We start from the raw sequence: 22,641 nt of genomic DNA on the forward strand, positions 1-22,641 counted from the left end.
GGGTGTAGGCGGGACGGAGCGTGACGGTCGGCGCGGGGGCGCGTTGGCCGAGGGAGGTGGTACGGGGATGAGTGAACCGACGGGACTGGCGGACGAGGCGTCCGGGAGCGGCGAGGGCGAGGAGCGGCATCCGGAATCGGACGCCGGCTCCGGGATCCTGCGGGTCTTCGGGCGCCAGTTGAAACGGTTCCGGGTGCGGGCGGGCCTGGAGCGGCCCGAGTTCGGCTCGCTGACGGGCTACTCGGTGTCGACCATCGCCGCGTACGAGCAGGGACGCCGGGTGCCGCCCCCGAGGTTCATCGACCGGGCGGACGAGGTGCTGGACGCGGGCGGGGTCCTCCAGGAGATGAAGGAGGAGGTGGCTCGGGCGCAGTATCCGGCGTTCTTTCGGGATGCGGCGCGGTTGGAGGGGGAGGCGGTTGAGCTGTGGGTGTACGCGACCCAGGCGGTGCCCGGACTGCTTCAGACGGAGGAGTACATGCGGGCGGTGTTTGGCATGTGGCGTCCGTTGCTGGATGAGGAAACCGTGGAGCAGCGGGTCGCGGCCCGTCTCGCGCGCCAGCATGTCTTCGAGCGCAGGCCCGCGCCTCTGCTGAGCTTTGTCATCGACGAGGCGGTTGTGCGCAGGCCGTTGGGCGGGCGGTCGGTCATGCGTGGTCAATTGGAGCAGTTGATGCTGGTCGGCGCGTTCAGGAACGTCGAGATCCAGATCATGCCCCTCGACCGGGAGGACAACGCAGGCGTGGACGGGCCGTTCACCTTGTTGTACCGCTCCGGAGGTGATCAAGTGGCTTACCTGGAAGCCCAGGGACGCAGCACAATGGTCAGTGACCGGCGGGAGGTTCAGGGAATCGCGTCGCGGTACGGCATCATCCGTGCGCAGGCTCTCACTCCGCGCGAGTCGATGGCCTTCGTTGAGAAGCTGCTTGGAGAGGTGTGAAGTGAACGAGACCCCGGGTGCGGCGGGCGAACTGCCCTGGCGGAAGAGCAGTTACAGCGGTGGGGCGGGAGGAGAGTGCGTCGAGGTCGCCGACTGCGCCCACGTCGTCCACGTTCGTGACTCCAAGGACATAAGCCGACCTGCTCTCTCGGTCGCTGCTGTTACCTGGACGGCGTTCGTCGGCTTCGCTGCTCAGTAGGCGACGGGTCTGCCCCCGGTAGTGCACCGGGGGCAGATCTGCGTCAGGCCGCGTTGGCCGACTATCCGTTTGCCTTCTCGCGGGCGGGCGGAGTCCAGCGGCTGGCGGCGATCTCGGCGTCCAGCCGCGCTTGGAAGTGCGCATGGGCTGCACGCATCTCGGCCTCGCGGTCGGCTTTGTAGAAGGGGGCCTGGTAGCCCTCGGGGGGTGGGGTGCGCTCCGGATCTTCCAGGTGGGCCATGAGGTCGAGGTAGTCCTGCTTGGTCTGGCCGTGGCCGTAGGTGTTGAAATCAGCGGCGATCTTGCGGCCGTTGGCGTCGAACCAGGTCGCAGACTCGTAGTCGTAGAGCTGGGGGTAGCGCGACTTGAAGATGGAGGCTAGTTGGTCGGCGGTGATGCCGAGCCAGACGGAGACGAGAGCGTCGAGTTCTACGAGGGCGGCTCGGCGTTCATGCTCGGTGCGGAGGGGGGTGCCGTACTCCCAGGTCGGCTTGAGCCCGGCGGCGAGGGGCTTCAAGCCCGGCCAGTCGGGGTTGGCCCAGTCCTCGTAGCCAGCCCATCGAGGGTCGAACAACTCGGTCCAAAGCGAGGCGTAGTGGGTGGTGAGTGCGTTCAGGCGGAGTGTGCGGAGGAGGAGGGCGGGGGCTAGAGGGTGCTTAGGTTTGGGGGCGGGCATCTTGTGGGCCTCAGCGACACGAAGGTCCGAGCGGCCGGTGATGCGTAGTAGATAGTCGAGCGGTAGCGATGCCCAGAAGCCCGCGTTGAGCACCGTCATCCGCTCGTCCGCCAGTGCCATCGAGTGCACGGCGTCGATGTGCGCGGGGCCGGGCGGGATGAGGGCCGCCTGCAGACTGCGGCTGGTATTGAACGGGATCATTCTCCGCCAGGCCAAGCGGAAATATGTAGAGAATGGATAGCCGAGCCAGGTGTCCTGGCGTGAAAGATAATCCGCATGCTCGGTGGCCCGCACGAGGTTGGTAACGGGGGTGAAAGTCTCTGACAACTGCGTTGGCGCGAGTGAATCCCAATCCCGGTTATTTCGACAGGGGATCCTCGGCTGCTTCGAGAAGGGAAGCGCCGATGCGAAGTGTGGCCCTTGAAAGATTACATCCGCGAGTTCGGAAACGGTGTGGTTACCCCAACGGATCAGTCCGTCTCTTTTGGCGCCGGTTTCATGGTATCCGCTTGAGATCATCGGTCGGTAATCGGCCAGGCTGCTGTTGTAACTGGCTAGTGCCTCGATCGCGCCTTGCTCGGCAACGAGGACCGGGTACAACAGTGGAGCCTGTGCTGCGCCGCCAGTCGAGCCCGTCAGGGCCTGCCAGCTTGCCAGCAAGTTCGTATCTACACGAACCACGCGCTCGCCGTGCGGCCGGATGTCCCATGAAGCATTGTGCTTGATGCCCGGCGTCGGCCCTCGACCATCATGAACCAGTGACTCGGGGAGCACGTCAGCACCACGCAGTTCGCTGACATGTAGGAAGTCAGGCTCTTGCGGCGCGCCATAGATATGTAGCCCGAATTCCCAGCCTCGATCAATTTCTTCAAACGCCCAGTTGGCCGAGTTTACAAAGTGGGCGTGGATCCTGAGGTGCTGGTACGCAGCGCCTCGGATGATGCCCTCGCGTACGCCGCCGAAATGCGTATCTGGGTGGATCAGGCCTGCGCTGCCGTGTGGCGCGATCTGCTGCCATACCCGAGCCATGAAGGCCCTGTAGAGATCACCCTGAGTACCGGAAAGTAGAGGGTATGCAGCTGGGCTGCTCAGCGTGGCGACCACGCCAGCAAGAGAAGCCACCTCATTGAGGAGGAAGGCTTGGCTGTCCTCCCGGGTGGACAGTATCTCGTCCTTCCGAAGTCGCCACTCCGCCATGCCGGGCTTCTCGGCGAGCACGAACCACGGCTCCAATTCGGCTAGGACCAAGTCCTCTTGCCATCTCGGCCGAACCCAAGGCGGATTGCCCACCTGCAATTCAAACCCACCCCGCGCAAACACCTGCGCGAACTCCAGCTCCCAATGGAAGAACCCCTGGGCCTTGGCCACATCCCGCGCCGCGCCCGCCCACAGGAACCGCTCCTCCAGCAACTGGAACCGGTCCATGCCCATCCACTCGGGCAGCTCGTCCTCGTACCGCGACAGATCGTCGAGGTCGTCGAACGTCGGCACCAGCGACTCCTCCGGCACATCCTGCGTGCCCAGCAGCGCCTCGGCGAAGTCGATCCAGTCCTCCAAGTCAGTGAGCGCGATGACGTCGCGACGCTCACCCTTGATCTGCCCCACACGGCGGCCGGTGCGGCGACGCGACACGGAGTCCCGAGTCAACGTCATCTGCTGCGGCTCGGTGGTGAAGCCCGGCAGGGCCTCCGCCTCCCAGGCCAGCAGTACATCGTCGGCGCCGCTCTCCGCACCGCCCTCGACGCTCACCGTCTCCAACTCGGCCGCCCGCGCAGCCAGCGCCTCCGCCCGTGCGTACCGCTCGTCCGTACCGTCCAGCAGCGCGGCGTTCTGCACGGGCCAGAACCACAGCGCGCACCACGTGTCCATGAGCGTCTTGAGGCGCCAGTAGGGGGTGTCCTCCGCCTGGAGGTCAGCCAGGATCGCGTCCCGCTGAACGGCGGCCTTCGGCCGGCGCAGCCAGGCGTCCTCCGCTCCCCACACCCGGATGTCACGGGAGATGTCCCGCTCCGACAGCTCCAGCCGCCGGACGACCAGCCCCCACAGGTACTCGGCGCGCCGGGCCAGGCCCTGGAGCCGGGCCGTCTGCTTCGCCGTCGGCGACTTCGTGACCGCCTTCCGCCAAGCGCCCAGCGCCTTCGCCTCCGTCGGGGCGAGTGCCTTCGCCTCCTTCTCGGCCGCGACCGCGCCCCACTCCTTCGCCGGGAGGAGGAAGTGGTGCACCGCGCCCTCCGGAAGCGACGCACCCGCCACCGCCTCCGCCAACGGGAACCGCTCCGGAGTGGTCCCCAGCCAGCCGCCCTTCTTGAGCCGCTCGGCCGCGTACACCTCGCGCCGGCCGCCGATCAGGGAGTTGCCGCGCCGCAGGTGCAGGCCGAACCATGGCGCCTCCATGCCGGGGTGCATGGTGTTGAGCCACAACGACACCTCCGCCAGCTCCACGGCCGTCTCGTTGAGGTCGACTCCGTAGGAGTTGTGCAGCGCGATGTACGCCTTCGCCTTCTGGAGTTCGACGGCGTACTGCTCGGTGTCGATCGACTCGCCCAGCTCGGTCTGCCGGCGCCGCAGGTACTCCGCCGCGACCTGGTTGATCGCCTCGTTGAGGAACGCACCCGAGCCGAGGGCGGGTTCACAGATCCGCCAGTTCAGCAGATCCTTGGCCTCGGTCTCCTCGGTGAGGAGCTGCTGGAGGGCCAGTTGCACGGTGACCCGCGTCAGCGACTCCGGCGTGTAGTACGACGCGGACGTCTGCCGGTCGCGCCCGGAGAGGCGGTACACGAACGTGCCCGGTGCGTACCGCACGCGCAGGTCCTCACCGGTGAGCCGGTCCCGGCGCCGTACGAACACGGAGTCGTCATAGTCGGCGATCTTCGACGCGGGGACGAGCCACGAACCGTCCTTCGGGTCGCCGTGCCTGGCGACCTCGTACAGCTCCTCGCCCGCGATGAAGCCGCTGTACGACATCAGGCCCTCGTACACCGCGCCGAGCTGGTTGATGCCGAGCTGCGCGTACGAGATGAAGCCGCCGCGCTCCCCCCGCTTGCCCTGGGTGATCATCAGGCTGTGCAGCACCTGATGGAGCGTGGCGTTGCGCAGCCGGGTGTCCAGGTAGCGGACGGACTCGCCGCGCGCGAGGGCCTCGTCCGAGTCGTACCGTGGGTCGGGGAGGCTGTCCGCGCCGATCAGACGGATGGCGTCGCGCTCGAACAGCTTGCTGTGCAGCGGCTCGAAGCGCAGACCGACGTCCTCGCTGATCCGCGCGTCCGCCGTGTTGGCGTCGGCCGCCTCCACGCCGTGGGTGCGGCGGGCGCGGTAGCCGTCCTGCACCTTGCGGAAGAGCAGGTCCAGGGACTCGTACAGGTAGAAGCCCTTGCGGGCGGTGTCGCTCACCGGCTCCCGCTCGGCGACGAGTTCCCCGAGCCGGCCGAGCCCGTACCCCTGCTGGTACTCGGGATAGTCGGCGGGCAGGATGCCCAGCTCGGGGCGGGCCTCCGCGTACAGCAGGAACAGGATCCGGTAGAGGTAGCGCAGCGACTCACGGGTCAACCGGCGCCCCAGCTCCGGGAGTTCGCCGATGTCCTCGGGGCGTACGCCCTGCTCGCGCAGCCGCTGGAGCACCTCGTTGGCGATCAGCTCGACGCTCTTGCGCAGGCCGTCGCGGAGTTCGCTGGAGACCCCGACCGCGTGCTTGGCCGACTTGCCGACCAGTTCGGCCAGCGGGTTCTCGCCGCCCTCCTCCGGCGTGCGCAGCGAGTCCGCGCCGAACAGCGCGGCCACGGTGTCGAGTTCGCCGCCCGCCCGGGTGTCGTTGCGCTGGAGCGCGGTGTCCAGGGAGACGCCGAGATAGCGTCCCTCGCCCCACACCGCGCGGTCGGCGAGGACGATCACACCGCCGCCGAGCAGCAGCACGTACCGGGGCGGTTCCTCGCAGGCGAACAGGAAGGAGGCGAGCTTGGAGCCGGTCTCCACCGGGTCGGGCCCGTCCAGCGGCACCGGTTCCAGCAGGCGTCCCCGGCCCTTCGGGTCGAGAGCGGCGTCGGGTTCGGCCGCCCAGCCGCAGTCCAGCGCGACGAGGCCCTTCTCGGCATGGGCGACCGGGACCTCGTACCCCCGGCCCGCGCGCTCGACGGAGAGGACGCGCGGCTTCGCGTCGTAGCCGAGCGCACGCAGCACCTCGGCGTTGAGCGCCCGCACCCGCTCCCGCCACTGCGGCGCCCCGTAGGTCAGGACGTCGTCGTCGGCGTCCCGGACGCTGATGATGCCGTCCTCGTCCTCGGGGAGGGCGAAGAAGGACCGCGAGCGGAAGTAGTCCCGGCGCAGCGCCCGCAGCCCGGCACGCGGGGTCACCGGCAGTTCGGTCCTGCCGGGTGTCGGCGCGGCGGACGTCTCCTCCTCGGTTCCGTCGTGCCCGGCGGGCGGCTTCGCCGCCTCCTCGCGCTCCTTCCACTTCTGGAGCAGGCCCGACTTGAGATCCTTCGGCAGCACCTCGGCCAGGTAGTGAGCCGAGAAGTAGTCGCCACGGTTGACCAGGGAGTCGTACGTCATGACAGGGCTTCTCTCAGGGGGTCACAGACCGGGGTCACAGGGCGGCGAGCGGGGGCGCGTAGCGGAAGGGTGACGACGACGGGGCGGAGAGGGAGACGGGAGGCGTCCCGTCACCGTTCCTGCGGTCGGCGTCCGCGTCGGTGTCCGGTACCAGCACCGCGAGGACCCGCAGCAGGGGCCTGCCCGTCGTCAGCAGCGAGTCGGCGAGATCGGCGAGGCGTTCCCGGGTGCGCTCCCCGCCCAGCGTGGGCTGCTCCCAGGCGCCGAGCCGCAGCTTGTACTCCTCGACGGGCCGGCGCAGCGGTTCGTCCCAGGCGTCCCGGTGGGCGTTGAGGAATGCCTCGGCGGTCTCCAGCACCCGGGGGAGGGCCGCGCTCAGGGGCGCGGGGTCGCGGTAGCCCCGCTTGTTCGCCATGGCGGGGCCGACGTCGGCCCGCCGCAGCAGGGACACCATGTCGTCGACGGCCAGCCCCTCCTGTACGGCCTCCCGCCAGGTGACACCCATCCACTTCACGACGGTGGGCCGGCCCAGTTTGTTGGAGTACACGCCCTGGACCAGGTAGACCGGCTCCGCCACCTTCGCCGTGATCACCGGCGCCTCCTGGCGGCCCAGGCCGACGAGGACCTTGTCGGTGAGCCAGTCGACGACCGGGTGCAGGTCCGTGAGCAGGGAGATCTCGGGCCAGCTCGACGTGGAGGACTGCCGGGCCCGCTGGAGGGAGTGCTCGGCGAGGCGGCGGTTGAAGGTCACCAGCAGCCGCTCCCGCAGCCGCTGCTCACGCAGGTAGTCCGAGGGAAGTGCCTTGAGGCGGTGGACGAGTTCCGCCGGGGGACGGAAGGAGATCAGCCCGGACTGCTGGTCGCGGTCCAGCTCCAGACGGTCGCGGGCGTCCGGATACACCTCGCGCAGCGCCTCGTCCACGAAGTGGGCGGTGGAGTCGAAGAGGCGGGGGAGCACCGGGCTCGCGTCGTCACGGTCGGCCGACGACGGCGTCCCGGCCGGAGCCGGCTCGTCGCGTCCGTCGGCACCGGGGCCTCCGGCCGTCTCCGTGGTCGCGTCCACCGAGCCGAAGAAGTCCGCGAGGAAGTCGTCCAGACCCGCGTCCTGGCCGTCGGCGCCGGCGCGGGGGGTGTCCAGGGACTCGTCGACGGTCCTGCCCCGCAGCAGGTCCTGGATGAGGGACCGCTCCTCCGCCTCCGCCCGGTACAGGCCGGTCACCGCCTCCGCCGTGCCCAGCGAGCGGTGCGCCTGGTCCTCGCGTTCCAGCAGCCGCTCGGCGACCACCGTGTCGTCCTTCGCGCCGTCCACCTCGCTGGTGAGGATCAGCGCCCGGAACTCCGGCGGGTGGGCCTGCCCGTACCGGTCGATGCGGCCGTTGCGCTGCTCGATGCGGATCAGCGACCACGGGACGTCGTAGTGCACGAGCTGGTGGCACTGCCGGTGCAGGTTGACGCCCTCGGAGGCCACGTCACCGGTGAGCAGGACCCGGACGGGCGTGTCGGCCAGGCCGAACTCCTCGACACGGTCCATCTGCTGCTCGTCCGAGAGGCCGCCGTGCATGACGCGGACGCAGTCGCGGGCCGCGCGGCCACGGAAGCCGAGGGCGGCGGGCAGCACCCCGGCCAGCCACTCCAGGGTCTGCACCCGCTCGGAGAACACCACGACCCGCGTCTCGGAACCGGGTCCCACCCCGATCTCCTCGCGCAACAGTCGTACCAGGGCGGCGAACTTCGCGGAGTCCGCCTCGGTGAGACCGGCGGCCAGCTCCGACAGCCGGTGCAGCGCGGCGAGTTCGGCCTCGGCGGAGCGCCGGTCCTCCTTCTTCTCCAGGGTCCTGATCCGCGCGGAGACCGTGGCCCGCAGCGCGGCAGGGGAGGAGAGGAACGACTTCAGCAGCGTGTAGGGGAAGAGGGGGACGGCGCTGACCGAGGCGCCTCCGTCACCTGGCAGCCAGACGGCGGCCAGCTCCTCGAAGATCCGCTCCTCCGCGGGGGTGGCCGGACAGTGCACCGAGCGGGAGGGGCCCCGGTCCGCCCACTGGCCCTTCATCTGCTCGCGGACCTCCGGGCTGATCTTCGTCCGCCGGATGAAGAGGTGCTCGATGTCGGCCGCGCGGTAGTTCTCCGGGTCGCGGATCGCCACCGGGTCCAGCAGCCGGATCAGTTCGGCGAAGGACCGCGCGTCGCCGTTGTGCGGGGTCGCGGAGGCCAGGATCAGGGCGTCCGTGCGGGGCGCGAGGGTATGCGCGAGCTGGTTGCGCAGCGAACCGCGGTTGATCAGGTTGTGCGACTCGTCGATGACGACCGCGTCCCAGCGGATCTGCTCCAGATGGTGCTGGTACTGGTTGGTGTTCTTGAGCGTGTCGATGGAGACGATGACCCGCTTGAACGAGGTGAACGGGTTGCGGCCGGCCGGGATCTCCCGCTGGATCCGCTCGATGCCCACCGAGTCCAGCCGCACCAGCGGGATCGCGAACCGCGTCCACAGCTCGTGCTGGAACTGCTCCAGCACGTGCTGCGGGGTGACCACCAGGATGCGCTCGCCCCGGCCGCGGCGGATCAGCTCGGCAAGGGTCAGGCCGATCTCCAGGGTCTTGCCGAGCCCCACCACGTCCGCGATCAGCAGCCGCGGGCGCAGATTGGCGCCGGACAGGGCCAGCTGGGCGGGGCGCCGCTGGTAGGGCAGCGGGTCCATCAGGAACGAGTCGGCGAGCGCCAGACGGTGTTCCGACTGGGGCAGGGCGGTGCGGCGCAGCACCGCCTCCAGGAACAGCCGGGAGCGGCGGTAGTTCGGGGAGTCGTCCATGACGAGCGTGGTCGCGCCCGGATCGAGCAGTTCGATGCGGTCCAGGCCGGAGAAGAACACGGCCTCCTGGTCGCGGACGAACTCCGACACCCCGGTCACCTCGATGCGCGTACCGTCGTCGGACGTCGGCATCGAGCTTCTGACCAGCCACTCCTCGTCCCGCACCACCACCAGGGCACCGGCCGGGTACTGGTCCTGGCCGCTCGTGGCGCCGGTCTGCTCCTCGCCGGTCTGCTCCACGCTGGTCTGGACGGCGGTCACCGGTGGCCTCCTGAGGCGGGTCGATCGTGCGGGTCGGGCCCTCTCCGGGGCCCGCCCATTATCGCGGGTCTCAGGGGCGTACGGGTCAGAAGGGCGTACTGGCCGCGTACGCCTCGCGCAGCCGCCGAGCGGTGATCCGGGCCTGCGCCGAACTCCGCGGGGAGGGCCGGTCCGCTCCGCCGCGCCCGGACGCGCGGCGCGGGGACAACGGAGCGGCGGACCGCGCGCCGGCCGGGTCGCGGCCCGGACCGGCGGCCTCGGCCCGGGCGGGGGCGGCGGGCGTGGAGTCGGTGCGGGCGTCGGCGGACGGCGGGACCGAAGGGGTGTCGTCGACACGGCGGAGCAGGAGACGGGGATCGGCGGGCGCGTGCGGACCGATACCGAGCTGCGGCTCCGGCGGAGCGGCCACCGGTGGCACCTCGGGACCGGCCGGGAGGCCGTCCTGCCGTCGCCGAGCCGACCGGGGGTCCGCGGACTCCCGTTCCCGCTCGGCAGGAGGAGACGCGAGGGGAGTCCCGGCCGTTGCGGACCCTGTGCCCACCTCCGCCCCGGACGCACGGCCGACGGCGAGGAGGTCGTCCAAGACGTGGGTGGGAGCGGCGGTGTACGTGGTGAGCCTGCGCCGTGCCTGGGCGACCTTCAGCCCCTGTGCCTCGATCAGCGCGCGGCACCGCCGGACGACCTCGGCGAGGTCCGGCCGGTCCTGCGGGCGGTGGGCCAGCATGGCGGTGAGCAGCGGTACGAGCTCGTCCGGGGTCCCGGACAGGTCCGGTGCGCACGCGGGGTCGACGACCTGGTGGAACAGCAGGTGGATGTTGTCCGCGCGGTAGGGGGCGTGGCCCGAGGCGGCGAACAGCAGGACGGCGCCCAGCGCGTACACGTCGACCGCCGGTGTCAAGGGCTTCTCACCGTTCGCCTGCTCGGGCGGCATGCAGGAGGGCGTGCCGACGACCATGTGCGGCGCGGTCAGCGACACACTCGACTCCGCGAACACCGCGAGCCCGAAGTCGATCACCTTCGGTCCGTTCGGGCCGAGCAGCACGTTGGCCGGCTTCAGGTCACGGTGCAGCAGACCCTGCCGGTGCACAGTGGCCAGGGCCTCGGCCAGCGTCGCGCCCAGCGCCGCCGTCAGCAGTGCGGGGAGCGGACCGTGGGCGGCCACGTGCCGGCTCAGGTCGAGACCCTCGACGTACTCGGTCGCCAGCCACGGGCGCTCGGCATCCGGGTCGGCGTCCAGGAGGGCGGCGATCCGGGCGCCCCAGATCGTCTTGAGGATCTCCACTTCCTGCGCGAACCGCGTCCGCGTCTCGGAGTCGACCACGGACGGCTTGATCACCTTCACGGCGGCCGGTTCCCCGCCGGGCGACTCGCCCAGGTACACCTGGCCCATCCCGCCCTGTCCGATCCGGCCGAGCAGTTCGTATCCGCCCAGCTCGGAAGGGTCGTCGGGGCTGAGGGGCGCGATGTGCACGAAGGGCCTCACAATCGGGCGGAACCGGTGTCCACGGTCACGCTAGACCACCGCCCGCGCCGACGGGAGGCCGGTCACCGCCCATTCCCCGGCAGACCGGGGCGCACACCCTCTTCCGGGACACGGCCCGTGATGTCGGTGCCGCCCTCTACGGTGGAGATCGCCGATGCCGCCGGTGCGGTGGGGAGGGACGACAGGCGTGCGCAGGGTGCCACCGGAGATGTTCCGGTTCACGACAGGGGAGAAGGCCGATCTGTACGGGGCGGTACTGGACGCCTTCGGCGTGGCCGGCGAGCACCTCGAAACCACCCTGGGGGCCGACGCGGTACGCGAGCGACTGCGCCTGGTGGGCTGGGTGGCGGCCGTCGACGACGCGGAACTGCACGACGAGCTCGCCCGGCTCGTGAAGTGGGAACTCCTCGACGTCGTGCACAACCACGCGGAGAACTACCGCACGGCCGAGGAGTACGAGCGGCGCAACCTCCAGTACTCGCTGACCCGCCGGGGTGAGGCGGCTCTCGCCGGAGTGCGGCACGCGCTGGAGGTGCTGGCCTCCACGGGGGCGTTGCAGACGGCCGTGCTGGAGGCCATCGCCGACCGCCTGGACGACCTGTGCCTGCTGTCCGGCGAACCCGCCTCGGCCGATGGGCGGATCTTCAGCACGCTGCGCGAGCTGGAGGCGCATCTGGAGGCCCTGGTGGAGAACACCAAGGCGTTCAACGGCGAACTGCAGCGCCTCCTGCGCGCCGAGGGCGGCGCGGACCTGGAGGTGTTCCGCGAGGTCAAGGCCGCCACCGTCGCGTACCTCCAGGAGTTCCTGGTCAACCTCGACCGGCGCGGACAGGCGGTCGCCGCCGCCGTGGCCAGGGTGGAGGAGCGGGGGACCGCCGTGCTGCGCGAGCGCGCCCTGCGCGGGGCCGAACTGCCCCCGGTCGCCGGTGAGGACCCCGCGGCCGGCTGGCTGGAGAGCAGGCGGGCGCGCTGGGCCGGCCTGCGGGCGTGGTTCCTGCCGGACGACGGGGCACGGCCCCGGATCGAGCAGCTGCACGACATCGCCCGGCGCGCCATCGTCTCGCTCCTGCAGGTCCTGGAGCGGATCAACGAGTCACGGCGCCGCTCCTCCAGCGCCGTACAGGACTTCCGGGAGCTGGCGCGCTGGTTCGCCGCGGCCCCGGCGGAGGAGGACCTGCACCGGCTGTGGTCGGCGGCCTTCGGACTCGGCCCGGCGCGCCACGCTCACCTCGCACACCCGGACCCGGAGTTGATCCCGTCGTCCCGTTCCTGGTCCGAGGCCCCGCCCGTGGAGGTGTCGGCGCTGCTGCGGACCAGCGGACGGACGGAGCGATTCACCCGCACGGCCAGGGTGCGGGACGTCACGGCGGTCAGGGCCGAGCGCGCGGAACGGGCCCGCGCGGAGCGGGCGGAACTCGCGCGTGCCTGGCAGGCGCTGGAGACGGACGGCCCCGTGCGCCTGTCCTCCTTCGGCACACTCGATCCCGCCGTTTTCGAGCGGCTGCTCGACCTGGTGGGCCGGGCCCTGGCCGCCCCGTCGGACACGACCGGCTCGCGGCGCGCCACGACGGGGGACGGCCGGGTGGAGATCGCGCTGTCTCCACCTCCCGACGAGCGCACCGCCGTACTGCGCACCACGAAGGGCACACTCGCCGGACCGGACTACGTCGTCCTCATCACAGCGGCCGGCGCAGTGAGTCCCCTCCCACGGCCGGGTGCCGCGCGGCGGGAGGCAGCCGGATGAGCACCCTCGCCAACCAACTCGCCGCCGCGGAACGGGAGCAGGTCGCCCGTGCCATCCGTCTCCTGCTGGCCCGGCCCCTGCTGACCGAGGCCACCGACCCGGCCGGCTTCGAACTGGTACGCCGCCGTCGCGAGCCGCTGGCCCAGTGGTTCGACTACACCTGCGGCTGGAGCCTGGTGGTGGAACCGCGCCGCGGCTACGCCCGCCTCACCAAGGTCCGCGCCGACCCGGACGGCTCCCGGCCGGCCGGCAGGGCGCGTTCCGGCCGGGCCCCGTTCGACCGCCGGCGTTACGTGCTGCTGTGCGTGACCGCCGCCGAGCTGCTGTCCATGCCGATGACGACCATCGGCATGCTCGCCGACCGTGTCGTGCAGGCCACGTCGGCCGACCGGGCGCTGGCCGCGTTCGACCCGGTGCACAAGCCCGAGCGGATGGCGTTCGTCGACGTCCTGAAACTGCTGGAGTCGTACGACGTTCTGCGCGCGGTCGACGGGAGCACCGAGGCGTACGTCGAGTCCGCCGAGGCAAAGGTCCTCTACCGGGTGGACACCACGCTGCTGATGCGGCTGCCCGCCGCGCCCGTCGGCGCCTCCCGGCTCGCCGTACCCCCGGACGAGGTGCCCGCACGGTTCGGGGAACTCCTCACCGGTCTGGTACGGGAGCGCCGCTACGGCGGCGCGGTCGCCGACGGCACGGCGGACGAGGCGCACGGCGAGCGGGCCGCCACGGACGCGCAACGCAACCTGAGGCTGCGCCACTCGGTGCTGCGCCGCCTCTTCGACGACCCCGTGCTGTACCGGACGGACCTCACCGACGACGAGCTGGCGTACGTCACCTCCCTGACCGGACGCCAGATCCTGCGCCGCTCGGTCGAGCAGGCCGGTTTCCTGCTGGAGGAACGAGCCGAGGGCTTCCTGCTCGTGGACCCGGACGGGCTGGCCACCGATGTCCGCTTCCCCGACGACACGTCCACCGCCCGGGTCGCCGCGCTGCTCCTCCTGGAGCCGCTGTGCGCCGCGCCCGCCGGGCTGCTGCCCGAGCAGCTCGCCGAGGCCGGAGCGGACCTGCTGCGGCGCTTCCCGCGGTGGGCCAGGGCGTACCAGTCCGAGGACGGCGCGGCCCGGCTGTCCGACGACGCCGTACGCGTCCTGCGTGACGTCGGCCTGGCCCGCCGGGCCGGGGACCGTGTCGTGGCGTGCCCGGCCGCGTACCGCTACCGCCTGACAAAGACGACGAGTTCGGACCGGGACGGCAAGCCCGGACCGGAGTGGGACGCCACCTCCTCCCAGGCGGCGGGCGGCACGGCTGCCGAGGACGTCGCCGCAGAAGGAGACAAGCAGTGAGCGTGACAGAGCTTCCCTTCCCGCGGCGGCCGGAGCCCACCGCACCGGCCGTGGCAGGGGCCGCCCGAGGGGCGGATGCCACCGGCAGCCGCTGGCAGCCCCACCGCGCCGGCATCCTCAACGTCTGGCGCTACTACGACGAGACGTTCACCTTCCACCAGGGCCGCCTGCTGCTGCGCGGCCAGAACGGATCGGGCAAGTCCAAGGCCCTGGAACTGCTGCTGCCGTTCCTCTTCGACGCCAGCCTCCGCCCCAACCGCCTGTCCACGTTCGGCGGTTCGGAACGCACCATGCACTGGAACCTGCTGGGCGAGGGCGCCTCAGGCAAGACCCGCGTCGGATACGTGTGGATGGAGTTCCGCCGCGTCGGCGACGACGGCACCGAGCGGTGGTTCGGCTGCGGGGCGCGCCTGCAGGCGAGCGTGCACACCAGCGCAGTACACGCCGACTACTTCACCACCGGCTCCAGAATCGCCCATCCCGGCGGTGTGCTCCTCGTCAACGAGGCGGGACAGCCACTGACCCGGGCCGCCCTCGCCGAAGCCCTGCGCGACCGCGGCGACGTCCATGCCTCGGCCACCGACTACCGCACGGCCGTGAGGCGTGAACTCTTCGCGGGGATGGGGGAGCAACGTTACGAGTCGCTGCTGTCGGCGCTGCTCCAGCTGCGTCAGCCCAAACTGTCGGAGCGGCTCGACCCGTCCCTGCTCTCCACCCTGCTGTCCCGTGCCCTGCCCCCGCTGGGCGAGGGGGAGATCGCCGAACTCGCCGAGGGCTTCGAGCGGCTCGACCGGCAGCGCGAACACCTCAAGCGGCTCGACGACGAGGTGACGGCCGCCTCGACCGTCGCGGCCCGGCAGCGTGCCTACGCGCGGCGGGTCCTGCGTGAGAGTTCCGCCGCGCTCATCTCGGCCACGACCGAGATGGACAACCTCACCCGCGTCGCCCGCCAGAGCGCCGAGGAGCTCGAACAGGCCTTGGCGGAGCGGGAGTCGACTCAGGGCCGGCGCGAGGAACAGGAGCTGCGCGCGCACGCGCTGGACGAGACCGTCGAGGGCCTGCGCGAGAGTGACGCGTACCAGCAGGGCGAGGAACTCGACCGGCTCCGCCGCCGCACCGAAGACGCGGCAGCCGCCGCCGAGAGGCAGCGAGCCGCTGCCCACGCCGCTCAGGCCCGGTCGGAGGAGGACCAGCGGCACGCCGACGAGGCGGCGGACCAGGCCCGCACCCTCGGCGAGCACGCGCGCGAAGCCGCCGGGGAAGCACACCGGGCGGCTCGGGCAGCAGGGCTGGAGTCCATCCACCACGAGGTGAGGACGGTCCTCGACGCGGATCCCGCGGTGGCCCTCCCCCACAGCACGGGACGCGATCGGGGCGGCGTCCCGCGCGCGACGGGCGAGAACGGCGCGCGACAAGCACGTCGGCTGCTGCGCGGCGCGGACACCGCCCGACGGCAGCAGGTCACCCTCGTCACCGAGGCGATCGACGAGCATGATCGCGCCGTACGCGACCGAGGCGCCGCCGAGGAACTGCTGGACGAGGCCCGCACCCGACTCGCGGAGGCGATCGCCCGGCGGGACGAGGCGTCCGCCGCCTGGGACGACGCCCTCGCCGCACAGGTGGAACGCCTGCTCGCCTGGGCCGAGGACTGCAGGGAACTGCGCATTACCGACCTCGATGAACTCGCTGCCGGAGCAGCGGCGGAGGCCGAGGTGACGGCCCTGACCGAAGCCGCCGCGCGCCCGCTGGAACACGAGATCGCCACGGCGGAGGCCACCACCCGAGCCGCACGCCAGGGCCTGCGGGACGAGCGGAGCCGACTGGAGGAGGCGCTACAACGGCTGAGCGGTGAAACCGACCTGCCCCCTGTGCCCCCGCCCACCCGCACCACCGTCCGTACGGCGACGGCGGGAGCACCCCTGTGGCGATTGGTCGCTTTCCGTGAAGGCGTCCCGCTCCCCGTTCAGTCAGGGGTGGAGGCCGCACTGGAGGCGTCGGGTCTCCTGGATGCCTGGGTCAGTCCCTACGGCGGACTCACGCTGCCGGGTCACGACACCCGCGCCGAGGCCGCCCTGGCCGCGACCGCCGCGGGGCCCAGCCTGCTGGAGGTGCTGAGGCCCGAAGAGGACATCCCCGTCCCGGCCGACACCGTGACCCGCATCCTCGCAGGCATCGCCTACGGCCCCACTCTGCCGGGCGGGCACCCCGCGGCCGTCTCCGCCGACGGCGCATGGCGTCTCGCGCTCGCCACCGGGACATGGAGCAAGCCGGAACCAGCCCACATCGGCGCCCCGGCACGTCAGCGAGCCCGGCAGCGCATGATCGGCGAACTGACCGACCGCATCGGCGAGACGAACGCCTCCCTCGCCGCACTCGACGACCGACTGCGCGGCCTCGCCGCTCGCCGCGCCCGGCTGGACGCCGACCGCGCCGCCCGCCCCGACCACCGGGAACCCGACGCCCGGCGGCGCGACCGGGACCGCGCAGAGGACGCAGTGGCGGCTCGGGACGACGCCGTGCGTGACGTCGCCGGACGTCTGGCGCGCTGCGAGAGGGAGGTGGCGGGCGCTCTGCGCACGCTCGACCGCCGGGCCGCCGAACACGGACTGCCCACCGACCGCGCCCGGTTGCGTACGCTCTCCGACGCCATCGACAGGTTCCGGGACACCGCCGACAGCTGGGTGGACGCCCGGCTCGCCGCGACCGCCGCCGCAGACCGGGCCCGTCAGCGGGCCGCGCAGGCAGACCGATCGCGCCGGACCGCCGAGGAACGCGCCGAGGACGCGGCCGCCGCCGAAGCGGAGGCAGCGGGGCTGAAAGCGCGCCTGGAGGCAGTGGAAGCCACCGCCGGCGCGGACTACCGGCAGATCGTCGCACGCGTCGCCGAGGCGCGAGCCGAGCTGCGTCGCTGCCGTGAGGAGGCCGCCGGGGCCGCCGAACTCCTGCTGCGCCTGGAAGGGCAGGTCGGAGAACTGCGGGCCACCAGCGGCCAGGACGCCGAACGACGGGAACAGGCCGTCGCGACCCGGGACGCAGCGGCGCATCGGTTCCGGCACCTGTGCCTGGCCGGGCTGGCCGAGGACGCCGGCATCGAACCGGCACTCGACGCCGGGGACGGCACCAAGGTCACCCTGGAGGCCGCCCGCGCCACAGCGGCGAAGTGGCCGGACATCCCGCACGCCCCACGCAACCTGGGCGACGCCGCGACCCGCCTGTCCGAAGCGGTCCACGATGCCCGCCAGCGCCTCGGTACCCGTGCCGACCTGGACCTGGAACCGGACGACGACATCCAGCTCTTCACCGCCACCCTGGACGGCGTACGTGTGGGGGCGACGGGCCTGCTCAGCACGCTCACCCAGGAGCGCGACCGCAGCCGGGACGACATCACGGCCGCCGAGCGGCGCCTGTTCGACCAGATCCTCACCGGCGACATCCGCCGCCACCTCGCGGCCCGCATCCGCCAGGCCGGTGAACTCGTCGACCGTATGAACGGGCACCTGGAGCGGGTCCGCACCGCCTCCAACGTCGCCGTCCAACTCGTCTGGGAGGTCCGCCCGGACCTTCCGGACAGCACCCGCACCGCCCGTCAACTGCTGCTCAAGGACCCCGGCCGGGTCACCGAGAGCGACCGGGAGGCCCTGCACGTCTTCTTCCGCGCCCGCATCGAGGAGGCCAAGGGCAGCGAGACGGCCGCGAGCTGGGAGGAACAGCTCGCTGAGGTGCTCGACTACACCGGCTGGCACCGCTTCACCGTCCGCCTCGACCGGGCGAACGGGACCGGCTGGCAGCCGCTGACCAAGAAGCTGCACGGCGCGCTCTCCGGCGGGGAGAAGGCCATCGCACTGCACCTGCCCCTCTTCGCCGCCGTCGCCGCCCACTACGAGGCCGTGCCCCTGGCACCCCGGCCGATCCTGCTGGACGAGGTCTTCGTCGGTGTCGACACGGTCAACCGCGGACAGGTCTTCGCGCTGCTCACCGCACTCGACCTGGACCTCATGGTCACCTCCGACCATGAATGGTGTACCTACGGCGAACTGCCCGGCATCGCCGTCCACCAACTCCTCACCGGCGGGGACGACGACGCGGTCACCAGCGCCCGCTTCGTCTGGAACGGCGTCGACCTGGAGGTGGAATGACCAGCACCGAAGCGACGATCCCCACGGAACCGGCCCCGGGCGAGGCCACCCTGCGCCGCCCCGAACTCCGCCCCCTCTGGGACACGCTCCACAGCCGCCTCTCCTCCGGCCGCCCCGTCACACGGGTGCGCCTCGGACCGCTCGACGACACCCAGCGCGAGGCGCTCGCCGACCTCCTCGGCCTCGGCCGCCTGCCGGACGCACGTCCCTCCGTCCCCCTGACCCGCCTGGAAGACGCCGTCACCGAAGTCTCCGGCCGCACCGTACGAGAAGTCGTCACCGAGCTCGTCGGCCCTCTCGGCGACAGAGCCGGCGAGCGGCGCCGCCAGAAGGACGAGCGAGCCGAGCTGTGGACCTGGCTGGCCGAGCACGAGACGGTGAGGGCCCAGCCGGTGCTCTCCGACTGGGCCGCCACCTGCCGGGCAGCCGGCGTGGTCGCCGGCTCGGCGGAGCACACCCGCACGCTGCTCACGGACGCGCTCAAGGTGCTCGCCGCACTGCCCGGCCAGGCAGAACCCCTGCCCGTCTTCGCCGCCCGGGTCCTGAGCGGCCGAGCGCACGCACTCGACGACGGCACAGCCCTGTCCGCACTCGTCCTGCGCGCCCTGGCGACCGTGTACGACACCGTCCCTCCGCAGTCCGCCGCGGAACGGCGTGCCCTGTGGACCCGCGCGGGTGTCGCCGACGACGAGCTGTCCGCCACCGTCCTCGTCGGCGGTCTGCGCCCGGTCGGTGACGGCCTGCTCGCCCGGGTGGCCACAGCGTGCACAGAGGCCGGTCAGGCCACCAGCCTGACCCTCGCCCATGTCCGGTACCCGGGCGAGTTCATCCTTTCCGAGGCCCCTGTACCCATCGTCCATGTCGTGGAGAATCCCAGCATCCTGGCGCTGGCCCTACGCCGCTTCGGTCCCTGCTGCCCGCCGCTCGTCTGTACGTCCGGCTGGCCCAACAGCGCCGCGATCCAGCTCCTGCGCATGCTCGCGGACCACGGCGCGGCTCTTCGTTACCACGGCGACTTCGACGGCGAAGGCATCCGCATCGCCGCGTACGTCCTGGACAAGACGTCGGCGCGCCCCTGGCGCATGACGGCAGCGGACTATCGTGCCGCGGTCGCCCGCAACCCACGCGGTCCTCAGCCGGGGCGCATCACCGAGGCACCCTGGGACCTTGAGCTGGCCGAGGTCATGGCAGAGCACGGTACCGCCGTGGTCGAGGAACTGGTGGCTGAAGTGTTGTTGGAAGACCTGGCTGGTATGGCTCAGCAGAGGCGTCCCCCTGGCTGGTCGTGACGCTCTTTTGACGCTCCGGGCGGCCGAGTGGCCGTTCGGAGCGGCCGCGAACATGCGCTGACCTGCGATTATTCTCCTCCCTCTTTCTACGACGTCATTTCGATGACGCATCATGTGGAGTGCGTGGCGATTCTGGAGCCCGCCTGCTGGCGTTCCACCGGCGCTGCTGAACGTGCAGGTACCCCGGCCGACGGAGCGCCGTCGGCCGTCATGGTGTATCGGGCCGGGACTTGTAGTGCAGGCTGTAGAAACGGCCGTTCTCCTCGCATCCTGCGGGGTCGCCCCCCAGCGCCCGTACCGCCGCGATGGCATAGCGCCGTTCCTGCTCGTCGGTGAAGCGGCGCTGTGGATACGTGCGGGAGACATCGACGGTGGTATTCAGACCGCGTACGGCCAATGCCCGGGCGATGGGCCGATACGACACCGTCCGCAGCACGAACGCGTTGATCCATACCGGTCTGCGAGCGCCGTCCAGCAGTGCCGTGAACGTTCGGGCGGTGATGTAGCTGCCGCCGCCTGTCAGTGTCATGAGGCCGACGTCGGCGAGCGCGCGGCTCAGCCCGGGGCTGGTTGAGCCCTGTTCCAGATCGTCGGTGAAGGCGGCGTCCACCAGACCCACCTCGAGCGCGTACTGCACGGCGGGGGCCGATACGTCCAGGCCGAACACCGGCACTGGGTCCGGCCGGCGCCGCCCGGCGTAGAACTCCTTGTCGGATGCCTTCAGTTCCGCCGTCGACATCGTCTGGCTATCGGGGGAGGTGTACCGCTCATACATCTCTGCCAGCGTTACGTCGTGGTTGAGCAGCGCGGCGTTGATCCCGTAGGAGCAGCACAGGTCCAGTACCGCCGGCCCGTGGGCGCGGCCGTCATCGAGCGCGGCCCGTTCTGTGGCAGCCTGCCGGAAGACCGGCTGGGCATGGTGCGGGATCTCGTACTCCAGCGGCGCGAGCCGCCTGAAGTAGGCGCGGGGGTCCGGCCGGCCGTAGATGTCGTCGAACCGTGATTTGCCGCCCGTCATGCCCTCGGTACCGCCGGAGCCGGGTCTGGCCATGCCGCACTCCTTCCCGCACGACGCATCCGGACCTCCATCTTGTCTCGCCTCCTCGGCTCAAGATGTCTGCCACACCGGGGACCCGATGCCCTGTCAGTGGGGCAGGCTCTGCTGGACCGACCAGCGCTGCGGCCCGTCCATCCGCCGGGCTGGAACGAGCCCGGGGCCGTGGAACAGGGGCGTCACCGGTACGACGCCTGCGCCAGCTCTTCGGGGCCGCTGCCAGGACGGATGACGCGATATTCGTTTCGCTGGACTGACGGACCGAGGCCGCAGCGGGACGTCAGCCCGGGAAGCGATGGCGCGCCATGGGCACGGGCATCGAAGACCCGGGGCGAGGCTTCCCCGGCGCAGCCGATGGCCGCCCTCGGCCCTGGCGCCGCTCTAACGGTGGAACGGTGCGGACGGACGAGTCCTACCAGCGCTGCGAAGGGGCTTCACGTCCCGGGCCCGTGGCTGTCTCGGTCCCGGGCGCGGACGGGAAGACGCAGTGCCATCAGCCAGCCGGCTACGGCCAGTACGGCCATGCCGGCGGCCGACACGGCCAGCGCCTGCTCCCTGGCACGTGCGTTGATCCGTACGAGCCCGTCCACCGCGGTACCCGTGATGTTCCGTGACATCGCCTTCGTCCGCAGCGCGTCGTCGGACACGGCGGTGATCTGGACCTGGTGCTCCACGCTCCGCGTCACGAAGTCCTTCTGGGCAGGGGAGAGGACTCTGCTGTCGTTCACCCCGGCCTCGAACGCGTACAGCAGTGATGTGGTCATCAAGGCACCGGCGAGCGCGACTCCGAATGAACTTCCCAGATAGCCAGCCGTGTAGGAGAGCCCTGTCACGTCGCTCACCTCGTCCCGGTCAGGCGCTGATTGGACGAGATCGGTGAGCGTCGTGGCCATGCCCCGACCGAGCCCGATGAGGAGGATGCCCGGCGCGAGTGCCAGGCCCACCGCCGCCACTCCCTGTGCATGCGGACTGAACAGGACGGCGACGGCGACACAACCGACGCCCATGTAGACGAAGGCCCCCATCGCGGCGGCGCGGTGGGTCGTCCTTCCCCGCCCGATGCGCCGGGCGGTCGGCGGGGCGGCCGTCATCAGCCCCAGCGCAACAGGGAGCAGTACGACTCCGCAGTGCAGCGCGCCGAATCCGAAGGTCGTCTGCAGGAAGACAGGCACCAGGAAGAGCATGCCGTTGGGCACCAGGATCAGCATCAGCTGGGTCGAGATCCCGGTCCGGACGGTGCGGTTCTGCAGCACCGTCACGCGGACCAGCGGATCCCTTCCGCTCCTGACGAGACGCAGCTCCCATCCGGCGAAGGCGGCCAGAACCGCCACTCCCATGCCCGACAGGACGGGAACGGGTGACAGACCGCCACGCTCCAACAGAGTGTGGCCGAGTACCACGAAATCCTGCCGGGCCCTGAGCAGGCCGTACCGCCCCGCAGACAGGGCCGCCACGTCAAGCAGGACGAGCCCCGTCGTGGACAGCAGCACCCCGGGGGAATCGAAGCGCTGTCCTGGGCGTCCCGGAAACGGTGCGGCATCGACCGTACACCGTATGAGCCATGTCACGGCCAAAGTGATCGTGGCACCCAAGAGGAACGACAACCGCCAGGTCAGGTAGTTGGTGATCAGGCCCCCCAGAACGGGACCGGCCGCCGCACCGATCCCGGACGTCATGGCCAGGGTTGACAGCACCTTGGTACGTACGGCCCCGGCGAAGGTCGCGGTGAGCATCGCCATCAGCGACGGAAGCATCAGCGCGACGCCGAGCCCCTGGAGTACGGACCAACCGAGCAGCAAGAACGGCAGGCTCGGGGCGAGGGCGCTGAGCAGCGCCCCGAGAACGAAGATTCCGCCGCCGGTGACGAAGGTCCGCCGGTACCCGTGGCGTCTGCCGAGCTTGCTGCTGCTGATCATGAACGCGGCGACCACCAGGGCGTACAGCGAGATCGCCGACTGCACGCCGGTCAGCGTGGTGTGCAGGTCCCTGACGAGCGCCGACAGGGCCACGTTCATGGCGGTGGCGGTGTAGTTGATCAGCAGGTTCTCGGCGGCGAGGAGGAAGAACAGCGTCCTGGCGGCCGATGATGTACCACTTTCGAAGGGTCCCCTGACCCGTCGCTCCCCGTTTCGCCCATGCACGAATGCGCCCTGACGTTCGATTCG

The 22,641-nt window shown here is 71.1% G+C and carries 11 protein-coding genes; 6 read left to right on the plus strand and 5 right to left on the minus strand.

The features are described from left to right. Positions 1-67 precede the first annotated feature (67 nt). Both ACIF83_RS34910 and ACIF83_RS34915 read left to right on the plus strand, forming a co-directional pair. Entirely contained in the window at positions 68-940 is an 873-nt protein-coding gene (locus ACIF83_RS34910) for a helix-turn-helix domain-containing protein (protein ID WP_399732964.1), read from the plus strand. Between the two features lies 1 nt (position 941). Further along, positions 942-1,139: a DUF397 domain-containing protein gene (locus ACIF83_RS34915; RefSeq protein WP_399732967.1), complete on the plus strand. Its 198-nt coding sequence runs from the start codon at positions 942-944 to the stop codon at positions 1,137-1,139. 61 nt (positions 1,140-1,200) lie between these two features. On the opposite strand, the gene ACIF83_RS34920 is transcribed toward ACIF83_RS34915, so the two are convergent. The 3 genes from ACIF83_RS34920 to ACIF83_RS34930 all read right to left on the minus strand — a co-directional run bounded on the left by ACIF83_RS34920 (position 1,201) and on the right by ACIF83_RS34930 (position 10,898). Then, on the minus strand, positions 1,201-6,360 hold the full coding sequence (locus tag ACIF83_RS34920; RefSeq protein WP_399732970.1) for a class I SAM-dependent DNA methyltransferase: 5,160 nt from the start codon (positions 6,358-6,360) through the stop codon (positions 1,201-1,203). 34 nt (positions 6,361-6,394) lie between these two features. Further along, entirely contained in the window at positions 6,395-9,427 is a 3,033-nt protein-coding gene (locus ACIF83_RS34925) for a DEAD/DEAH box helicase (protein ID WP_399732973.1), read from the minus strand. Between the two features lie 85 nt (positions 9,428-9,512). After that, a complete protein-coding gene (locus ACIF83_RS34930; RefSeq protein WP_399732976.1) occupies positions 9,513-10,898 on the minus strand; it encodes a serine/threonine-protein kinase in 1,386 nt (461 codons plus the stop codon). A 199-nt stretch (positions 10,899-11,097) separates the two neighbouring features. Between ACIF83_RS34930 and ACIF83_RS34935 the strand changes: the two genes are divergently transcribed. The 4 genes from ACIF83_RS34935 to ACIF83_RS34950 are packed head-to-tail and all read left to right on the plus strand — an operon-like array spanning position 11,098 to position 19,422. Further along, a complete protein-coding gene (locus ACIF83_RS34935; protein WP_399732979.1) occupies positions 11,098-12,654 on the plus strand; it encodes a TIGR02677 family protein in 1,557 nt (518 codons plus the stop codon). After that, positions 12,651-13,997 (plus strand): TIGR02678 family protein, encoded by a 1,347-nt coding sequence (locus ACIF83_RS34940; protein WP_399732982.1) that lies wholly within the window; start codon positions 12,651-12,653, stop codon positions 13,995-13,997. Before ACIF83_RS34935 ends, ACIF83_RS34940 begins: the two co-directional genes overlap by 4 nt. Further along, complete coding sequence (locus tag ACIF83_RS34945; protein ID WP_399732985.1) at positions 13,994-18,133, plus strand: TIGR02680 family protein; 4,140 nt, start codon at positions 13,994-13,996, stop codon at positions 18,131-18,133. The genes ACIF83_RS34940 and ACIF83_RS34945 overlap by 4 nt, the downstream gene beginning before the upstream one ends. Beyond that, positions 18,130-19,422, plus strand: coding sequence for a TIGR02679 family protein (locus ACIF83_RS34950; protein ID WP_399732988.1), 1,293 nt, complete (start codon positions 18,130-18,132; stop codon positions 19,420-19,422). The genes ACIF83_RS34945 and ACIF83_RS34950 overlap by 4 nt, the downstream gene beginning before the upstream one ends. 208 nt (positions 19,423-19,630) lie before the next feature. Here the strand turns inward: ACIF83_RS34950 and ACIF83_RS34955 are convergent, their stop codons facing one another. Together ACIF83_RS34955 and ACIF83_RS34960 are read right to left on the minus strand one after the other, a co-directional pair. Continuing rightward, positions 19,631-20,473: a hypothetical protein gene (locus ACIF83_RS34955; protein ID WP_399732991.1), complete on the minus strand. Its 843-nt coding sequence runs from the start codon at positions 20,471-20,473 to the stop codon at positions 19,631-19,633. Positions 20,474-20,910: 437 nt separating this feature from the next. Further along, positions 20,911-22,617 (minus strand): MFS transporter, encoded by a 1,707-nt coding sequence (locus tag ACIF83_RS34960; RefSeq protein WP_399732994.1) that lies wholly within the window; start codon positions 22,615-22,617, stop codon positions 20,911-20,913. Positions 22,618-22,641: the final 24 nt, after the last annotated feature.

Source organism: Streptomyces sp. NPDC085866, assembly GCF_044541035.1.
In the GTDB taxonomy this organism is placed as follows: Bacteria; Actinomycetota; Actinomycetes; order Streptomycetales; family Streptomycetaceae; genus Streptomyces.

Bases quoted from the DNA above. Each gene is read 5' to 3' on its own strand.
- ACIF83_RS34940 (WP_399732982.1), top strand. From the start codon at position 12,651: ATGAGCACCCTCGCCAACCAACTCGCCGCCGCGGAACGGGAGCAGGTC.
- ACIF83_RS34920 (WP_399732970.1), bottom strand. From the start codon at position 6,360: ATGACGTACGACTCCCTGGTCAACCGTGGCGACTACTTCTCGGCTCAC.
- ACIF83_RS34910 (WP_399732964.1), top strand. From the start codon at position 68: ATGAGTGAACCGACGGGACTGGCGGACGAGGCGTCCGGGAGCGGCGAG.
- ACIF83_RS34955 (WP_399732991.1), bottom strand. From the start codon at position 20,473: ATGGCCAGACCCGGCTCCGGCGGTACCGAGGGCATGACGGGCGGCAAA.
- ACIF83_RS34950 (WP_399732988.1), top strand. From the start codon at position 18,130: ATGACCAGCACCGAAGCGACGATCCCCACGGAACCGGCCCCGGGCGAG.